Below are 14,631 nucleotides of genomic sequence, written 5' to 3' on the forward strand. Positions count from 1 at the left end.
GACACGCCCGTGGTCCTTCGAATACTGGATACCGGCGAAGGCTAGCGACGATCGGCTACCGGTGCTCCCGGGGCGTCTGCGGGCGCCTCCCGACCACCCGCGGGCGTTTCCGCGAGCAGGGCGCGAGCCTGCGTCGCCGAGCGGGTGATGCTCTCGCCGACGAAGTCCATGAAGCGGGCGATGTTCTCCAGGCGGGCCGCCGCGGGGCTCTGCCGGCCCAGTACGTCGACGCCACGGCGCGCGGTCTCGGCCATCACCGCGTGCGCCCTGGCCGCCGCGGTCATCGACTGGTACCAGACGTCGTTGTCGACGACGTACCGTTCGCGGCGGCGGTCGTCGCGTTCGCGGCGGATCAACCCCTGACTCTCCAGGAACGCACAGGCTTTGGAGATGGACGCGGGGCTGACCTGAAGGCGCTGGACCAACTCGGCGGCGGTCAGGCTGCCGGCGTCGGTGGTGAGCAGGCTGGTCAGCACGCGCGCCATCATCTTGGGCAGTCCCTGCCCCATCATCAGGTCGGTGAAGGCCTCCTCGTACTCCCGGACGGCCTCGGGATCCCGCCCGTGCGCGACCGGCGGCGCCTGGACGCTCCGGGCAGCGGGCTGCCGGCGCTGGTGGGCGCGGCGCTCGGTGGCGCGGTGAGCCAGGTCGGCGCGATAGCCGGTCGGCCCCCCGTTGCGCATCACCTCGCGGGTGATGGTCGAGGTGGGACGGTCCAGCCGCCGGGCGATCTCGGCGTACGCGAGCCCATCGGCCAGACCGAGCGCGATCTGCGCGCGGTCCTGCTGGGTCAGTCTGCCTCCCGGCATCGCCAATCTCCCTCCGCGCACGGCTGATTTGCCGATCATAGCGTTCACCGCACCTCCAATGCAACGATTCGCTCTCGCATTGTTGCGTTAGATTCTGAACCGTTGCAACGATTATCGCCCTCTGACCTGCGGAAATGTAGAAGCAGTGCAACATTGCTGTTGCCGGATTCGCGAACGCAACGTAGCTTTTGCGATGTCGGAAACACCACCAGCACAGCTCAGGAGCACACCATGCAGACCTTCGCCACCACCGCGCCGATCACCACCGTCGTCGACATCCCGGCCGGCCGCGTGCAGCTCATCGCCGCCGACCGCGCCGACGCCACCGTCGAGGTCCGGCCTGCCGACGCCGGCAAGAGCCGCGACGTGAAGATGGCCGAGCAGACCACGGTCACCTACACCGACGGCGTACTGCGGATCGAGGCCAAGGCCAAGAACCAGATCCTCGGCAGCACCGGCTCGCTCGAGATCACCGTCCAGCTGCCGGCCGGCTCCGCCGTTCAGGTGAAGGCCGCCAGCGCCGACTTCCGCGCCGTCGGACGCTTCGGCGACATCACGCTCGACGGCGCCCACGGCCCGGCCAAGATCGACGAAGCCACCGGCGTACAGGTCACCACGCAGGCCGGCGACATCGCGATCGGCCGCCTCAACGGTCCGGCCGAGATCACCACCGCCCAGGGCGACATCACGATCGCCGAAGCCCACCGCGGAGCGCTCACCCTGACCACCCAGGCCGGCAGCATCACCGTCGACGCCGCCGCCGGAGTCTCCGCGGCGCTCGACGCCGGCACCACTGTCGGCCGGATCGACAACACGCTGAAGAACACCAACGGCACCCCGGAGCTGACCATCCGTGCGACCACGACCCAGGGCGACATCACCGCTCGCAGCCTCTGAACCGCAAGGCCGTCTCGACCGCAACCCGCCACCGGTAAAGGACACAGGTATGACCACCTCCAAGCAGGACTACCAAGCCGCCGAGCAGCTCCTCCGCCGTCCCGCCCGCCCCGGCGAGCTGGTTGTCGGTGACCGAGTCCGGCCGCAGTGGATCGACGAGGGCGGCCGCTTCTGGTACGCCGTGAACGACGGCACCGCGCACCGGATGGTCCTGGTCGACCCGGCCGCGGGGACCCGCGAGGCCGTCACCGAGCCGCCGTCGTCCACCGCGCCGGGCAGCCCGTCGGCCAATCCGCTCGACATACCGTCACCCGACGGCAAGTTCGCGGTCTCCCAACGGGGGCACGACCTGTGGGCGGTCTCGTCCGACACCGAGTGGGCCCTGACCACCGACGGCCAGGCCGACCACCAGTACGGCGCCGGGCCGGCCGCCACGGGCAACAGCACCTTGCTGCGCAAGATCGGCCTGCCCTACCTCCCGCCGACGGTGGCCTGGTCGCCCGACTCGACGAAGGTGCTGGCCCACCGCACCGACGAGCGCGCCGTGCGGCAGACCCACCTCGTCGAGGCCCGGCCCGCCGACGGCAGCGCTCCCGTGCTCCACACCCAGCGGTACGCCTACGCCGGGGACGAGAACCTGCCGCGCGCGGAGCTGGTCGTCCTGAACGTTGCCGAGGGCACCGTCGTACGGGCGCAGGCCGAGCCGTTGCCGATGCCGAACCTGTCGCCGATCGCGCTCAAGTGGGCGTGGTGGGCCGCGGACGGCTCGGCCGTCTACTACCTCGACCGGCCGCGCGACCTCCACACCCTCACCCTGCACCGGCTCGACCCGACCACGGGCGAGGTCACCACGGTGCTCAGCGAGACCGGCGACACCCGGGTCGAGCCCAACCAGTTCGCCTTCGAGCCGCCCATCGTGCAGGTGCTGGCCGACGAGGTGCTGTGGTACTCCCAGCGGGACGACTGGGGTCACCTGTACCGGTACGACCTGCACACCGGCGAGCTGCTTGGACAGGTCACGTCCGGTCAGTGGGCAGTGCGGCAGATCCTGCGCGTCGACGAAGCCGCGCGGGTCGTGTACTTCACGGCGTCGGGTCTGGTCGACGAGGATCCGTACCGGCGTACGGTCTGCCGGGTCAACCTGGACGGCACCGGCTTCACGAAGCTCACCGACGACGAGCTGGACCACGTCGTCACGATCTCGCCCAACCAGCAGTACTTCATCGACTCCGCCTCCACCGTCGACACCCCGCCGGTGACCAGCGTGCGTGACTGGGACGGGCGGGTGCTGGTCGAGCTGGAGCGTGCCGACATCAGCAAGCTCGTCGCCACCGGCTGGACGGCGCCGGAGCGTTTCCGCGTCAAGGCGGCCGACGGCGTGACCGACCTCTGCGGCGTGCTGTACCGGCCGCGCGGGTTCGACGCCGCCGAGCGGTACGCGGTGGTGGACAACCTCTATCCCGGTCCGCAAGTCGCTCGGGTCGCACCGGGCTTCGACCCGGGTGGCATGGGCCTGGACGCCGAACCGCTCGCCGCACTGGGGTTCGCCGTGGTCGCGCTGGACGGGCGGGGCACACCGGGGCGCAGCAAGTCGTTCCACGACGCCTCGTACGGGCGGCTGGCCGACGCGGGCAACCTGGCGGACCACGTCGCGGCGCTGCGGCAGCTGGCCGAGACCCGGCCGTGGATGGACCTGGACCGAGTGGGCGTCTTCGGCCACTCCGGCGGCGGGTTCGCCGCGGCCCGGGCGATGCTCGACTTCCCCGAGGTCTACAAGGCCGGAGTCGCGCTGTCCGGCTCGCACGACGCCCGCCACTTCAACCCCGGGTTCGTGGAGGCCTACGACGGCGCCGGCAACCCCGAGGCGTGGGCCCGGACCTCCAACCTCGACCTCGCGGACCGGCTGGTGGGCAAGCTGCTGCTCGGCCACGGCGAACTCGACGACCAGGTCCACCCGGACCACACGCTGCGACTGGCCGACCGGTTGATCGCCGCCAACAAGGACTTCGAGCTGCTGCTCGTGCCCGGGGCCGAGCACACCTTCATCGACTGCCTCGCCTACGTCCGCGGACGCTGCTGGGACTTCCTGGTCCGCGAGTTGAAGGGCGAGCAGCCGCCCGGCTACCGTCCCGAGCCAATCGTCATCGGCCCGGAACTGTTGGCCGAGATGTTCTCCTGATCTATGCTGATGGGTGTGAACAAGCTGACCTTGCAGCAGTGGTGGGCCGCCTGACGGCGGACCCCCTGCGTTCACACGCATCCAGAGGCCGCCTCGCCGAGGCGGCCTCTTTTGTTTGCCCTCGGACGGGGTGGCGTCTCCACCCCACGGAAGAGGACGAACACAGATGACTTCGGTATCGGGAATCATGCCGACCGGCCGGCTGACGCTGGGCAACCACCTGGGCGCGCTGCGGCGGTTCACGGACCCAGGCGGGTTCTACTTCGTCGCGAACCTGCACGCGATGACCGTGCGGCACGTGCCGCGCCGGCTCGCGGAGTTGACCCGCGAGACGGCGACGCTGATGCTGGCGGCCGGATCACCGCCCGGCACGGTGTTCGTCCAGTCGGAGGTCCCGGCGCACGTCCAGCTCGGCTACCTGCTCGAATGCACGTCGTACGTCGGGGAGCTGTCGCGGATGATCCAGTACAAGGAGAAGGGCAAGGACAAACCGATGACCCGGGCGTCCTTGTTCACCTATCCCTGTCTGATGGCGGCGGACATCCTGCTGTACGGCACGGACCGGGTGCCGGTCGGCGACGACCAGGACCAGCACGTCGAGCTGGCCCGGGACGTCGCGATCCGGTTCAACCGCGAGTACGGCGAGACGTTCGTCGTACCGGAGCTGGCGAAGGCGGCGTACGCGACCCGGATCAAGGACCTGCAGACGCCGACGGCGAAGATGAGCAAGTCCGACGTCGACGACGCGATCGGCACGATCCGGCTGCTCGATCCGCCGGACGTGATCCGCCGGCAGGTGATGAAGGCGAAAACCGACTCCGAGAACGTGGTGCGGCACGACCCGGAGAACAAGCCGGGGGTGACGAACCTGCTGGAGATCCTCGCCGCCTGCGTCGACGGCGATCCGGAACAGCTTGCCAAGGGCTACCAAAGCTACGGCGAGCTGAAGACGGACGTGGCCGACGCGGTGCTCAGCGTGATCGAGCCGCTGCAGCGCGAGTACGCCGTACTGGCGTCGGATCCCGCGGCGGTCGACGCAGTGCTGGCGGCCGGCCGGGACCGGGCGATCGAGGCGAGCGCGCCGTTGTTGCTTGCAGCAACTACTGCGATGGGGCTGAATCCCAGCCGGGCCACGGCGCTGGCTTGAAGTGAGGGGTGGCGGCCGGGAGCCGTCCCAGGTTTGGCAGGATCGAGGAGTGAGTGCGCAGCTGCGGGTGGCGACGTTCAACCTCCGGAACTCCTCGGCGCCGGACGGGGACGACTCCTGGCCGGTACGGCGCGACGCGGCCGTCGCGGCGATCGTCGAGCTGGCGGCCGATGTGGTCGGGCTGCAGGAGGTGCTGCCGGACCAGCTGGAGGATCTGCGGGAGCGGTTCGACGGGTGGGCGATCGTCGGAGCCGGACGGGACGACGGCGTCGCGGGCGGCGAGCACTCGGTGGTGATGGTGCGGCCGGGCGACTGGTCGATCGAGTCGCACGAGACGCGCTGGCTGTCGGCCGCGCCGGACACGCCGGGGTCGGTCGGCTGGGACGCGGACCTGACCCGGATCGCGACGCTGGTCCGGCTGCGCTCGGCGGGCGGGCAGCGGGTCGGCGTACTGAACACGCACTACGACCACCAGGGGGAGGTCGCGCGGGTGGAGTCGTCGCGGTTGCTCGACGCGTGGGCGTCGGCTGAGCCGGACCGCCCATGGATCCTGATCGGCGACCTCAACGCCGAGCCGGGCTCGCCGCCGCTGAAGGTGCTCGTCGATGCGGGCTGGACCGACGCGGTGCCGCCCACGGAGGGCGGCACCTTCCACGACTTCACCGGCGAGGCCGACGAGCGCATCGACCACATCCTGGTCAGCACGGGGCTGGAGGTGGTAGAGGCCGCGGTGTCGCATCACCGGCCAGGCGGACGTCTCCCGAGCGACCACTGGCCGGTCGTCGCCACGCTGCGGCTCAGAGCTTGACGAGGACCTCTTCGCGCAGGCGTTCCAGGGCTTCGAAGCGCTGGTTGCCGGTGCCGAGAAAGGCATCGGGGATCAGGAGCTCGTCGATGCCGGCCTCCGAGTACCACGCGAGCGTGTCGAGCACGTACTCCGCGGTGCCCATCACGGTGGGACGGCCCGCGGCGACGAGCTTGTCCCGGCGGGCCTCGGCTTCGGTGTCGCCCGCGTCGATGATCTCGATCATCGCCTGGGTCGAGCGGCGGACCTCGGACGGGTCACGGCCGATCGTCTCGCAGTGGGACCGGAACACCTCGCCCTTGTGCCGGGCGACCTCGGGCAGACCCCAGTGGTTCCACTCGTCGGCGTACCGGGCGACGATTCGCAGGGCGACCTTCTCACCGGACGCGCCGATCAGGATCGGCAGGTTCGCGGGTTTCGGCTCGAGCGGGGCACCGGTGAGCTGGTAGTACGTGCCGTCGAAGGTGAACCGATCCTCGGCGAGCAGGCCGCGGACGACCTGGCAGGCCTCCTCGAAGCGGGCCAGGAGCTGCTTCACCGGCGGCAACTCGATGCCGTACACCTCGTGTTCGTTGACCTGCCAGCCCGCGCCGAGGCCGAGCACGAACCGGCCGCCGCTGAGCTGGTCCATCGTCGCGGCCCAGTTCGTCACCACGGCCGGGTGGCGGTAGGTGTTGCCGAGCACCATCGACCCGATCCGGACCCGCTCGGTCCGCGCCGCCAGGCCGGCGAGCAGTGCGAGCGCCTCGTTCACCGGCACCGACAGGTCGTCGCCGTTCTGCATGAAGTGGTCGGCGATCCAGACGCCGTGCCATCCGGTCCGTTCGGCGTACTCGGCGCCCTCGAGAATCTCGGTCCAGGTCCGCGACGCGGCGGGCCACAAGGAAAAGTCCATGGCACCGACCCTATGCCCGGCCTACAGCTCGCCGGCGAGGTGCTGCTCGCGGTAGGCGCGCGGGTGCTTGCCGACGGCGGACATCGGCTCCCGGCCGGCCGGCTGGGGCGGCCGGGGCAGCAGCGGCGTGCGCTTCTTGAGCGGCCGGGTCACCGGCTCTTCGTCGGTCACCCGGATCTCCTCCCCGGCATGCAGGAAGGTGATCTCCGCGTGCGGCCCGTCGTGCACGGCGTAGACGACCTCGTCGTGCCGGACCTCCACCCGCAGCCGGACGCCGCGCCAGCGCACCCGGAAGACCAGCCCGGCCAGACCGTCCGGCAGCGCCGGGTCGAAGCTCAGCCAGCCGTCCTTCTCCCGCATCCCGCCGAAGCCCGCGACCAGCGCCATCCAGGCGCCGGCCAGCGACGCCATGTGCAGTCCGTCCCCGCTGTTGTGGTGCAGGTCGAGCAGGTCGATCAGCGCGGCCTCGTAGGCGTAGTCGTAGGCCAGGTCGAGATGCCCGACCTCGGCCGCCGCGACCGCCTGCACGCACGCCGACAGCGACGAGTCCCGGACCGTGATCCGCTCGTAGTAGTCGAAGTTGCGGGCCTTCTGCTCGGCGGTGAAGGCGTCGCCGCACCAGTACGTCGCCAGCATCAGGTCGGCCTGCTTGACCACCTGCTTGCGGTACAGCTCGAAGTACGGCGCGTGCAGCATCAGTGGGTACTTGCCCCGGTAGGCCTCGAAGTCCCAGTCGGCGTACCCGGTGAAGCCCTCGGACTGCGGGTGCACGCCGAGCTTCTCGTCGTACGGGACGTAGACCGCGGCGGCCGCGTCCCGCCAAGCCGCCTCCTCCTCGGCGTCCACCTTCAGGTCGCGGGCGGTGGCCGGGTACTTGGCCGCGTAGTTCGCGGCGGCGCGCAGGTTCCGGGCCGCCATCAGGTTGGTGAAAACGTTGTCGTCGGCAACGGCGCTGTACTCGTCCGGGCCGGTCACGCCGGGCAGGTGCCAGCGGCCGTCGCGGTCGTGGTGGCCCAGCGACAACCACAGCCGCGCGGTCTCGACCAGCAGCTCGAGCCCGACGTCGGTCATGAACTGGTCGTCCTGCGTCGCGCAGTAGTACCGGGTGACCGCCTCGGCGATGTCGGCGTTGATGTGGAATGCCGCGGTCCCGGCCGGCCAGTAGCCCGAGCACTCCTGGCCGCGGATCGTCCGCCACGGGAACGCGGCGCCCTTCAGGCCGAGCACGCCGGCGCGCTCCTTGGCCTGCTCCAGGATCGAGTGCCGCCAGCGCAGCGCGTCGGCCGCGGCGTCCGGCATCGTGTAGGTCAGCGCCGGCAGCACGAAGCCCTCGGTGTCCCAGAACGTGTGCCCGTCGTAGCCCGCGCCGGTCAGGCCCTTGGACGGGATCGCCCGCCGCTCCGCCCGCGCGCCGGCCTGCAGTACGTGGAACAACGCGAACCGGACCGCTTGCTGCAGCTCGGCGTGCCCCTCCACCTCGACGTCGGCGGCGTCCCAGAAGTCGTCCAGGAACTCCTTCTGCTGTTGAAGAAGCCCGTCCCACCCCGAGAACTGCGCACCGGCCAGCGCGGCCGCGACCTGGTCGGCGATCGCCGTCTCCGACCGCAGGCTCGACCAGCCGTACGCGACGTACTTCACGACCCGCAGCGTCTCCCCCGGCTGCAGCTCGCAGATCACCGTGTAGCGGGCCCAGTCCTTCTGGACGTCCAGGTCCACCTTGTACCGCGTCGAGGTCTCGACCTCGTGACACATCCCGGCCGCCATCAGTTGCTCGCTCTTGCGCGTGCGGTGCACGAGTACGACGTCCTCGGCGTCGCCGTGGTGCGAGACCGGCTCCAGCGGGTTCTCCAGCACCGCCGCGACGCGCGGGTCGTCGGACAGCTTCGGCTGGGACTCGTTCGCCACCAGCTCGGACTGGACCACGATCCGGGCCGGCTGATCGACCGCCTCGACGACGTACTCGATCGCGACGATCGCGCGCTGGGTCAGCGACACCATCCGGCGCGACCGGACCTTGACCCGCTTGCCGGCCGGTGAGGTCCAGTCGACGTCGCGCCGCAGGGTCCCGGTCTTGAAGTCGAGCACTCGCTCGTGGCTGTGCAGGTCGCCGTACCGGACGTCGAACGGCGAGTCGTCGACCAGCAGGCGGATCAGCTTGCCGTTGGTGACGTCGACCAGGGTCTGGCCGGATTCGGGGTAGCCGTAGCCGGCTTCGGCGTACGGGAGCGGGCGGCGTTCGTAGAAGGAGTTCAGGTAGGTGCCAGGGATCGCGTACGGCTCGCCCTCGTCGAGGTTGCCGCGCAGGCCGATGTGCCCGTTGGACAAGGCGAACAGCGACTCCGACTGGGCCAGCCGGTCGACGTCCAGCCCGGTCTCGCGCAGCTGCCAGGGCTCGACGGGGTGCTCTGCGGCACGCTCTTTCATCACTTCTGGTCTCCGTCCAGCAGCTCGGCCAGGTCCTGTACGACGATGTCGGCACCGTGCTTGCGCAGGGCATCGGCCTGGCCGACACGGTCGACGCCGACCACGTACCCGAAGTTGCCGGCCCGGCCCGCTTCCACTCCGGCCAGCGCGTCCTCGAAGACCACCGCCTGGGACGGTTCGACACCGAGCGCGCGGGCCGCGGCGAGGAACGTGTCCGGCGCGGGTTTGCCGCGCAGGTGCTCGCTGCGGATGGACAGGCCGTCGACGCGCAGTTCGACGTACTGGGCGAGGCCGGTGACGTCGAGCACCTCGGCGGTGTTCGCGCTCGAGGAGACCACGGCGCGGCGCAGTCCGGCCTGCTGGGCGGCCTGGAGGTAGCGGCGCGAACCCTCGAACACGCGTACGCCGTCGGTGCGGATCCGGCGCTGGACCGCGTCGTTCTTGTGGTTGCCGAGGCCGTTCACCGTGGCGGCGGTCGGCGGATCGTCCGGCGATCCCTCGGGCAGCGTGATCGCGCGCGAGGCGAGGAAGTCCCGGACGCCGTCGACGCGCGGCTTGCCGTCGACGTACTGCTCGTAGTCGTCCTGGCTGAACGGGGTGAACGAGGCGCCGTCGCGCTCGCGCAGGAAGGCGTCGAACATCTCCTTCCAGGCCGCGGCGTGCACGGCGGCGGTGTCGGTCAGCACCCCGTCGAGGTCGAACAGACAGACCGTCACCTGCGCGGGCAGTCCCAGCATCGTGCACCTTCCCGATCGCTCATCCGGTGGTGTCGAGCCTAGCCGGACCGGTCGAACGGATCGGGGAGGCTCAGATGATGTGCCAGCGGATCAGGAAGGCGCCGACCGCCAGGACCAGGTAGAGCAGGACCAGCGGGACGCCGATGCCCGGGCGCGGCCGGGAACGCCGGACGGCGCGGCCGTCGGCGGCCTCCCGGGCGGCCTCGATCACACCCGCGACCTCGGCGGTGCGGTCCTTGCTGATGCCGTTGATCTCGTTCTCGTCGGGGCCGGAGCCGAGCACGACCGAACCGTCGGCGACCTCGATCCGGTCCACGTCCTGCCAGGCGAGACTGCGGACGAGCAGGCTGGTCCGGGCCTTCAGCGCGGTCTGCGTGATCTCGACCTTGTAGAGCACGACGCCGCCCGCGACCCGGACCACCGACGCGCCGATCAGCGTGAACAGGCCGACGGCGAGAAAGTCGCGGGCGCCCATCCACAGCCAGGAGTTCAGCAGCGGGACGGCGACGAACGGCAGCACGAACAGCGCCCACGCCCACCAGGGCGCGGGATCCAGGGGAACCCGCCACGGCAGCGCGGGCAGCGCGACCGGCCGGGCCGCGACCGGAGCCGTGGCAGCCGGGTCCACCGAGTGGTCGTTCATGGGCGGGACCATAGTCGTCTCATCCTTGGAGTGGCAGGAAACCGCGACGACAACAGTAACGGCGAGCGGGCGTGCTGTGTTACTCGCTGGGCCGGTCCGTCGGTTCGGTCCGCCGCGAGGTGGCGGATCACTCCGCGGCCGGCTCGCGCTGCTGGATCACTCCGCCGCGAGGTCGCGCGAGCGGTTGCGGGCCGCCTCGATCGCCGACAGGAACGCCGCCCGGACCTTGTGGTCCTCCAGTTCGCGGACCGCGGCCGCCGTCGTACCGCCCGGTGAGGTGACGCGCTCGCGCAGCACGGTCGGGTGCTCGCCGGTCTCGCGCAGCAGCTTCGCCGAACCGACCACGGTCTGCACGACCAGCTCGGTCGCCGTACCGCGCGGAAGGCCCATGTGTACGCCCGCCTCGATCATGGACTCGACCACGAAGAAGATGTACGCCGGTCCCGACCCGCTGATCGCCGTCACCGCGTCCTGCTGCTTCTCCGGCACCCGCACGACCTTGCCGGTCGCGGCCAGCAGCCCCTCGGCGAGCACGAGATGACTCTCGTCGCAGTGCGCGCCGCGGGAGATCGCGGCCATGCCCTCGTCGACCAGCGCCGGGGTGTTCGGCATCACGCGCACGACGGCGACCCCCTCGGGCAATCGCGACTCGATGAAGCCGGTCGTGATCCCGGCCGCCAGCGAGACCACGGTCTGGTCCGCCCGCACCGCCGGGGCGATCTCGGCCAGCAGATCAGGCATGTCCTGCGGCTTCACCACCAGCACAAGCGTGTCGGCCTTCGCGGCTGCTTCGACGTTGGTCACCACGTCGACGCCGTACCGCTCCCGCAACTCGTCGGCTCGCTCCGCCCGGCGCTCGGTGATCAGCAACTCCCCCGGTCGCCGCCCCGCCCGCAGCAGCCCGGACAACAACGTCTCACCCATCACACCAGCACCGAGGATGGCCACCTGACCGTTCGCACTCATGTGGTCAGGCTAATGGTTGGACGATGCTCGGCTAACGTTCGACCATGCTCGAGCCCGTCGCCGCTGAATTCCTCCGGTCCGCCACCCAGTTGCCCCCGGACGCTCTCGCACGGGTGGTCGACGATGCGCTGGCCAGATGGCGCAACGGCGGACGTGATGCGAGCCGTGCGTTGAAGGCGTCCGGATCGCAGCAGCACGCGCTCGACAACGCACTGGGGTCGATGCTTCGACCGCGAGCCGAGGAACTCCAGGCATTCCGCCAGGGGCTGCTCTCACGGGTCAGCAGCACGACCTCCATCGCCACGCGTGCGGTCCTCAACCGCCGCACGGCCACCGAGGAGCAGTACCGGGTACTGACGGAACCGTTCGGCGCGGAGGGCGTGCAGATTCCCCGCCAGGATCAATGAGGCTCGAGAAGACGCAACAGCACATGGCGCTTGGCCGCCAGCAACAACCAACACCAGGCACATCAACTCGTCAACGGCTCACTACGCAGCGTCGCCTCACGCATCCGGTCGCCCGTCGCCCCGCTCGCGAGGCCGCCGTACTTGGCGACGTAAGCATCGTCGATCCGGTCGGCGAGCTGCGGATCCAGGGATGCCGGAACGGCGGTGAACGCCACTTTCCACCTGGTCTCCCCCTGCCGGATCCACCCGGTGCCGCTGTTCTTCGCCGCCTCGTACCAGCGCGACGCCGTACCACGGAACGCCCGGACGAAAACGCTTCCGGCCACGACGACCATGCCGATTTCGACGGAGTCGTCCGAGTCGTTGCGGTCGGTGTTTGCGTGCAGGTCGATGGAGTACGCCGCGGACAGCACGTCCAGTTCGCCGGGCGTCCAGGTTCGTGCGGGCATATCGCGCTGCCGCCTTTCCGACAGGTCAGGGGTCGCGGGCCGGCGCCGTGGGGTGGTCCAGGCCCGCGACCGTCGGGTGGTGATCACGCAGCCGCCGCGGACGTCCGGCTCAGGTGCGTGCCGAAGAACTCGGTGAGCTTCTCGACCGCCGGCCAGACGTACTCGTCCTGGTCGTACAGGTCGACGTGGCTGGCGCCTTCGATCCAGAACAGTTCCTTCGGTTCGGCGGCGCGTTCGATCGCGTCGACACTGAAGTAGTCGCTGACCGCCTCGGTGCCGGCGATCATCAGCAGCGGCCTGGGGGCGATCAGGTGGGTGAACCGGAAGCCGTCGAACAGCGCGAGCAGGTCGAGGCTGCGCAGCGCGAACCAGTTCTGCGTGTTGGGGTGGTAGGCACGGTCGGTGCGGTAGTACTCCCAGCCGTCGTAGATGTGCCGGGTGAGGCTCTTCTTCACCTCGCCACGGTCCGGCGGGGTCTCGGGGTGGATCGGCATCCGGCGTACCGGCTCGCCGCGGGCTTCCGCGGTCCGGGCCGCGGCCGACTGGTCGAGCAGGTCCTGCAGGACTTCGGGGGCCTGGGAGTGGGCGAGGCCGTCGCGGAACCAGCTGCCCTCCTCGGCGGCGCTGACCGTGGCGACCGCTTTGATCCGGTGGTCGGTCGCGGCGGCCGGGACGATGTAGCCGCCGGCGGCGCAGATGCCGAGCCCGCCGATGCGGTCCGGGTCGACTTCGGGCCGCCCGCTGAGGAAGGTGACGGCGTTCTTCAGGTCCTCGACCCGGCGGGCGGGATTCTCGAGGAACCGCGGCTCGCCCTCGCTCTCGCCCCAGTGCGCGGAGTCGAACGCCAGCGTCACGAATCCCCGGCGGGCGAGTCGTTCGGCGTACAGGCCGGCGGTCTGCTCCTTGACGCCGGTCATCGGGTGACCGACGACGATCGCGGGCCGCGGAGCGCTCTGCGCGGCGTCGTCGGGGGTGTAGAGGTGGCCGGCCAGCGTGAGGCCGTCACTGGTGAAGGAAACTGAGGTCTTCATGTCCCCAGGATTCGTCGCCGCCCGAGGCCCTACCAGGGCAGATTCCTGCCGGGGAAGGATTCTGGCCCCTCAGACGACACCGGTGGTCAGCCGCGTGCTCCCCGACACCGCCGTACCGCGGCAGGGCCGGGGAGACAGCTCACTTCTTGCTGATCAGCGACCGGGCGAAGAACTGCAGGTTCGCCGGGCGCTCGGCCAGGCGGCGGACCAGGTAGCCGTACCAGTCCTCGCCGTACGGGATGTAGACGCGGACCGTGTTGCCCTCGCGGGCGAGGCGGAGCTGCTCGTCGGGGCGGATGCCGTAGAGCATCTGGTACTCGTAGCTGTCGCGGGAGCGGTTGGCGCGGTCGGCCAGCGAGCCGGCGATCGCGATCAGGCGCGGGTCGTGGGAGGCGATCATCGGGTAGCCGTCGCCGTTCATCAGGATCTTCATCGCCCGGACGTAGGCCTTGTCGACGGCCTGCTTGTTCTGGAACGCGACCGACTCGGGCTCCTTGTAGGCGCCCTTGCACAGCCGGACCCGGGAGCCGGCGTGCGCCAGGTCGACGCAGTCGCCCTCGGTGCGGCGCAGGTAGGCCTGCAGGACCGCGCCGGTCTCGGGGAAGTCCTGCCGCAGCTCGCGCAGGATGCTCAGCGTCGAGTCGGTGGTGGTGTGGTCCTCCATGTCGAGGGTCACCGTGGTGCCGGCGTTGCGCGCGGCCAGGCAGATCGTGCGGGCGTTCTCCAGGGCGATCTTCTCGCCGTCGCCGGGCAGCGCCTGGCCGACGGCCGACAGCTTGACCGAGACCTCGGCGTGCTGGGTCAGGCCGGCCTCGGACAGCTGCTTGAGCAGCTCCACGTACGCGTCGGCGGTGGCGGTCGCCGCGGCCAGGTCGGTGGTGTCCTCGCCGAGGTGGTCCAGCGTCACGTTCAGGCCGTTGCTGACCAGCTTCTCGGTGGCCAGGACGGCCTCGGGCGCGGTCTCACCGGCGACGAACCGGGCGACGATGCCGCTCGAGACCGGCATCGACGAGACAGCCTTCTTGATCTGGGGACTGCGGGACACGCCCAGCAGGACTCGCCGAAGCACTCCGTGTTCCTCCTCATCGCCCCCAGCCCCAAATGCCAGGGGTGTCAGCAGGCTACGCGCCTGGACCGAACCGTCCCTAATCCTGTGGCCAGGACCACACCAGTGAACCGAGTGGTCCGCCCTCAGCTTGGCGGACGACCGGGCGGCGGACAAGCGGCTCGCCCAGGCGATCG

14 protein-coding genes are annotated in these 14,631 nt (G+C 70.4%); 5 read left to right on the forward strand and 9 right to left on the reverse strand.

Going from position 1 to position 14,631, the window contains the following annotated elements:
• Positions 1-41: 41 nt before the first annotated feature.
• Positions 42-809, reverse strand: coding sequence for a helix-turn-helix domain-containing protein (locus ACQPXM_RS37415; RefSeq protein WP_432942718.1), 768 nt, complete (start codon positions 807-809; stop codon positions 42-44).
• 231 nt (positions 810-1,040) lie between these two features.
• Between ACQPXM_RS37415 and ACQPXM_RS37420 the strand changes: the two genes are divergently transcribed.
• The 4 genes from ACQPXM_RS37420 (at position 1,041) to ACQPXM_RS37435 (ending at position 5,840) form a co-directional block, all read left to right on the forward strand.
• Positions 1,041-1,706, forward strand: a complete 666-nt coding sequence (locus ACQPXM_RS37420) for a DUF4097 family beta strand repeat-containing protein (RefSeq protein WP_432942719.1) — start codon at positions 1,041-1,043, stop codon at positions 1,704-1,706.
• 49 nt (positions 1,707-1,755) lie between these two features.
• A complete protein-coding gene (locus ACQPXM_RS37425) occupies positions 1,756-3,885 on the forward strand; it encodes a DPP IV N-terminal domain-containing protein (protein ID WP_432942720.1) in 2,130 nt (709 codons plus the stop codon).
• A gap of 166 nt (positions 3,886-4,051) precedes the next feature.
• Positions 4,052-5,032, forward strand: a complete 981-nt coding sequence (trpS, locus tag ACQPXM_RS37430; protein WP_432942721.1) for a tryptophan--tRNA ligase — start codon at positions 4,052-4,054, stop codon at positions 5,030-5,032.
• A 49-nt stretch (positions 5,033-5,081) separates the two neighbouring features.
• The gene (locus tag ACQPXM_RS37435; protein WP_432942722.1) at positions 5,082-5,840 is read left to right on the forward strand and encodes an endonuclease/exonuclease/phosphatase family protein; all 759 of its coding nucleotides are present in this window, start codon (positions 5,082-5,084) and stop codon (positions 5,838-5,840) included.
• On the opposite strand, the gene ACQPXM_RS37440 is transcribed toward ACQPXM_RS37435, so the two are convergent.
• From ACQPXM_RS37440 to proC, 5 genes are all read right to left on the reverse strand, one after another.
• The gene (locus tag ACQPXM_RS37440) at positions 5,830-6,732 is read right to left on the reverse strand and encodes a TIGR03560 family F420-dependent LLM class oxidoreductase (RefSeq protein ID WP_432942723.1); all 903 of its coding nucleotides are present in this window, start codon (positions 6,730-6,732) and stop codon (positions 5,830-5,832) included. The two genes, ACQPXM_RS37435 and ACQPXM_RS37440, sit on opposite strands and share 11 nt — an antisense overlap.
• Positions 6,733-6,753: 21 nt before the next feature.
• A complete protein-coding gene (locus ACQPXM_RS37445) occupies positions 6,754-9,156 on the reverse strand; it encodes a glycoside hydrolase family 65 protein (RefSeq protein WP_432942724.1) in 2,403 nt (800 codons plus the stop codon).
• Positions 9,156-9,893, reverse strand: coding sequence for a beta-phosphoglucomutase family hydrolase (locus tag ACQPXM_RS37450; RefSeq protein WP_432942725.1), 738 nt, complete (start codon positions 9,891-9,893; stop codon positions 9,156-9,158). Before ACQPXM_RS37450 ends, ACQPXM_RS37445 begins: the two co-directional genes overlap by 1 nt.
• Positions 9,894-9,963: 70 nt before the next feature.
• The gene (locus tag ACQPXM_RS37455) at positions 9,964-10,536 is read right to left on the reverse strand and encodes a hypothetical protein (protein WP_432942726.1); all 573 of its coding nucleotides are present in this window, start codon (positions 10,534-10,536) and stop codon (positions 9,964-9,966) included.
• A 156-nt stretch (positions 10,537-10,692) separates the two neighbouring features.
• Complete coding sequence (gene proC, locus ACQPXM_RS37460) at positions 10,693-11,502, reverse strand: pyrroline-5-carboxylate reductase (protein WP_432942727.1); 810 nt, start codon at positions 11,500-11,502, stop codon at positions 10,693-10,695.
• A gap of 44 nt (positions 11,503-11,546) precedes the next feature.
• Between proC and ACQPXM_RS37465 the strand changes: the two genes are divergently transcribed.
• Positions 11,547-11,909, forward strand: coding sequence for a hypothetical protein (locus ACQPXM_RS37465; RefSeq protein WP_432942728.1), 363 nt, complete (start codon positions 11,547-11,549; stop codon positions 11,907-11,909).
• Between the two features lie 62 nt (positions 11,910-11,971).
• On the opposite strand, the gene ACQPXM_RS37470 is transcribed toward ACQPXM_RS37465, so the two are convergent.
• The 3 genes from ACQPXM_RS37470 to ACQPXM_RS37480 form a co-directional block, all read right to left on the reverse strand.
• Entirely contained in the window at positions 11,972-12,358 is a 387-nt protein-coding gene (locus ACQPXM_RS37470; protein ID WP_432942729.1) for a DUF2255 family protein, read from the reverse strand.
• Between the two features lie 83 nt (positions 12,359-12,441).
• On the reverse strand, positions 12,442-13,389 hold the full coding sequence (locus ACQPXM_RS37475; RefSeq protein ID WP_432942730.1) for an alpha/beta hydrolase: 948 nt from the start codon (positions 13,387-13,389) through the stop codon (positions 12,442-12,444).
• A gap of 139 nt (positions 13,390-13,528) precedes the next feature.
• Entirely contained in the window at positions 13,529-14,458 is a 930-nt protein-coding gene (locus ACQPXM_RS37480; RefSeq protein ID WP_077018976.1) for a proline dehydrogenase family protein, read from the reverse strand.
• Between the last annotated feature and the right edge of the window lie 173 nt (positions 14,459-14,631).

Origin of the sequence: Kribbella sp. CA-253562 (assembly GCF_050942265.1) — a bacterium.
Lineage (GTDB): Bacteria > Actinomycetota > Actinomycetes > Propionibacteriales > Kribbellaceae > Kribbella.

Bases quoted from the DNA above. Each gene is read 5' to 3' on its own strand.
- ACQPXM_RS37415 (WP_432942718.1), bottom strand. From the start codon at position 809: ATGCCGGGAGGCAGACTGACCCAGCAGGACCGCGCGCAGATCGCGCTC.
- trpS (WP_432942721.1), top strand. From the start codon at position 4,052: ATGACTTCGGTATCGGGAATCATGCCGACCGGCCGGCTGACGCTGGGC.
- ACQPXM_RS37445 (WP_432942724.1), bottom strand. From the start codon at position 9,156: ATGAAAGAGCGTGCCGCAGAGCACCCCGTCGAGCCCTGGCAGCTGCGC.
- ACQPXM_RS37420 (WP_432942719.1), top strand. From the start codon at position 1,041: ATGCAGACCTTCGCCACCACCGCGCCGATCACCACCGTCGTCGACATC.
- ACQPXM_RS37465 (WP_432942728.1), top strand. From the start codon at position 11,547: ATGCTCGAGCCCGTCGCCGCTGAATTCCTCCGGTCCGCCACCCAGTTG.
- ACQPXM_RS37470 (WP_432942729.1), bottom strand. From the start codon at position 12,358: ATGCCCGCACGAACCTGGACGCCCGGCGAACTGGACGTGCTGTCCGCG.
- ACQPXM_RS37440 (WP_432942723.1), bottom strand. From the start codon at position 6,732: ATGGACTTTTCCTTGTGGCCCGCCGCGTCGCGGACCTGGACCGAGATT.
- proC (WP_432942727.1), bottom strand. From the start codon at position 11,502: ATGAGTGCGAACGGTCAGGTGGCCATCCTCGGTGCTGGTGTGATGGGT.
- ACQPXM_RS37450 (WP_432942725.1), bottom strand. From the start codon at position 9,893: ATGCTGGGACTGCCCGCGCAGGTGACGGTCTGTCTGTTCGACCTCGAC.
- ACQPXM_RS37425 (WP_432942720.1), top strand. From the start codon at position 1,756: ATGACCACCTCCAAGCAGGACTACCAAGCCGCCGAGCAGCTCCTCCGC.
- ACQPXM_RS37475 (WP_432942730.1), bottom strand. From the start codon at position 13,389: ATGAAGACCTCAGTTTCCTTCACCAGTGACGGCCTCACGCTGGCCGGC.
- ACQPXM_RS37455 (WP_432942726.1), bottom strand. From the start codon at position 10,536: ATGAACGACCACTCGGTGGACCCGGCTGCCACGGCTCCGGTCGCGGCC.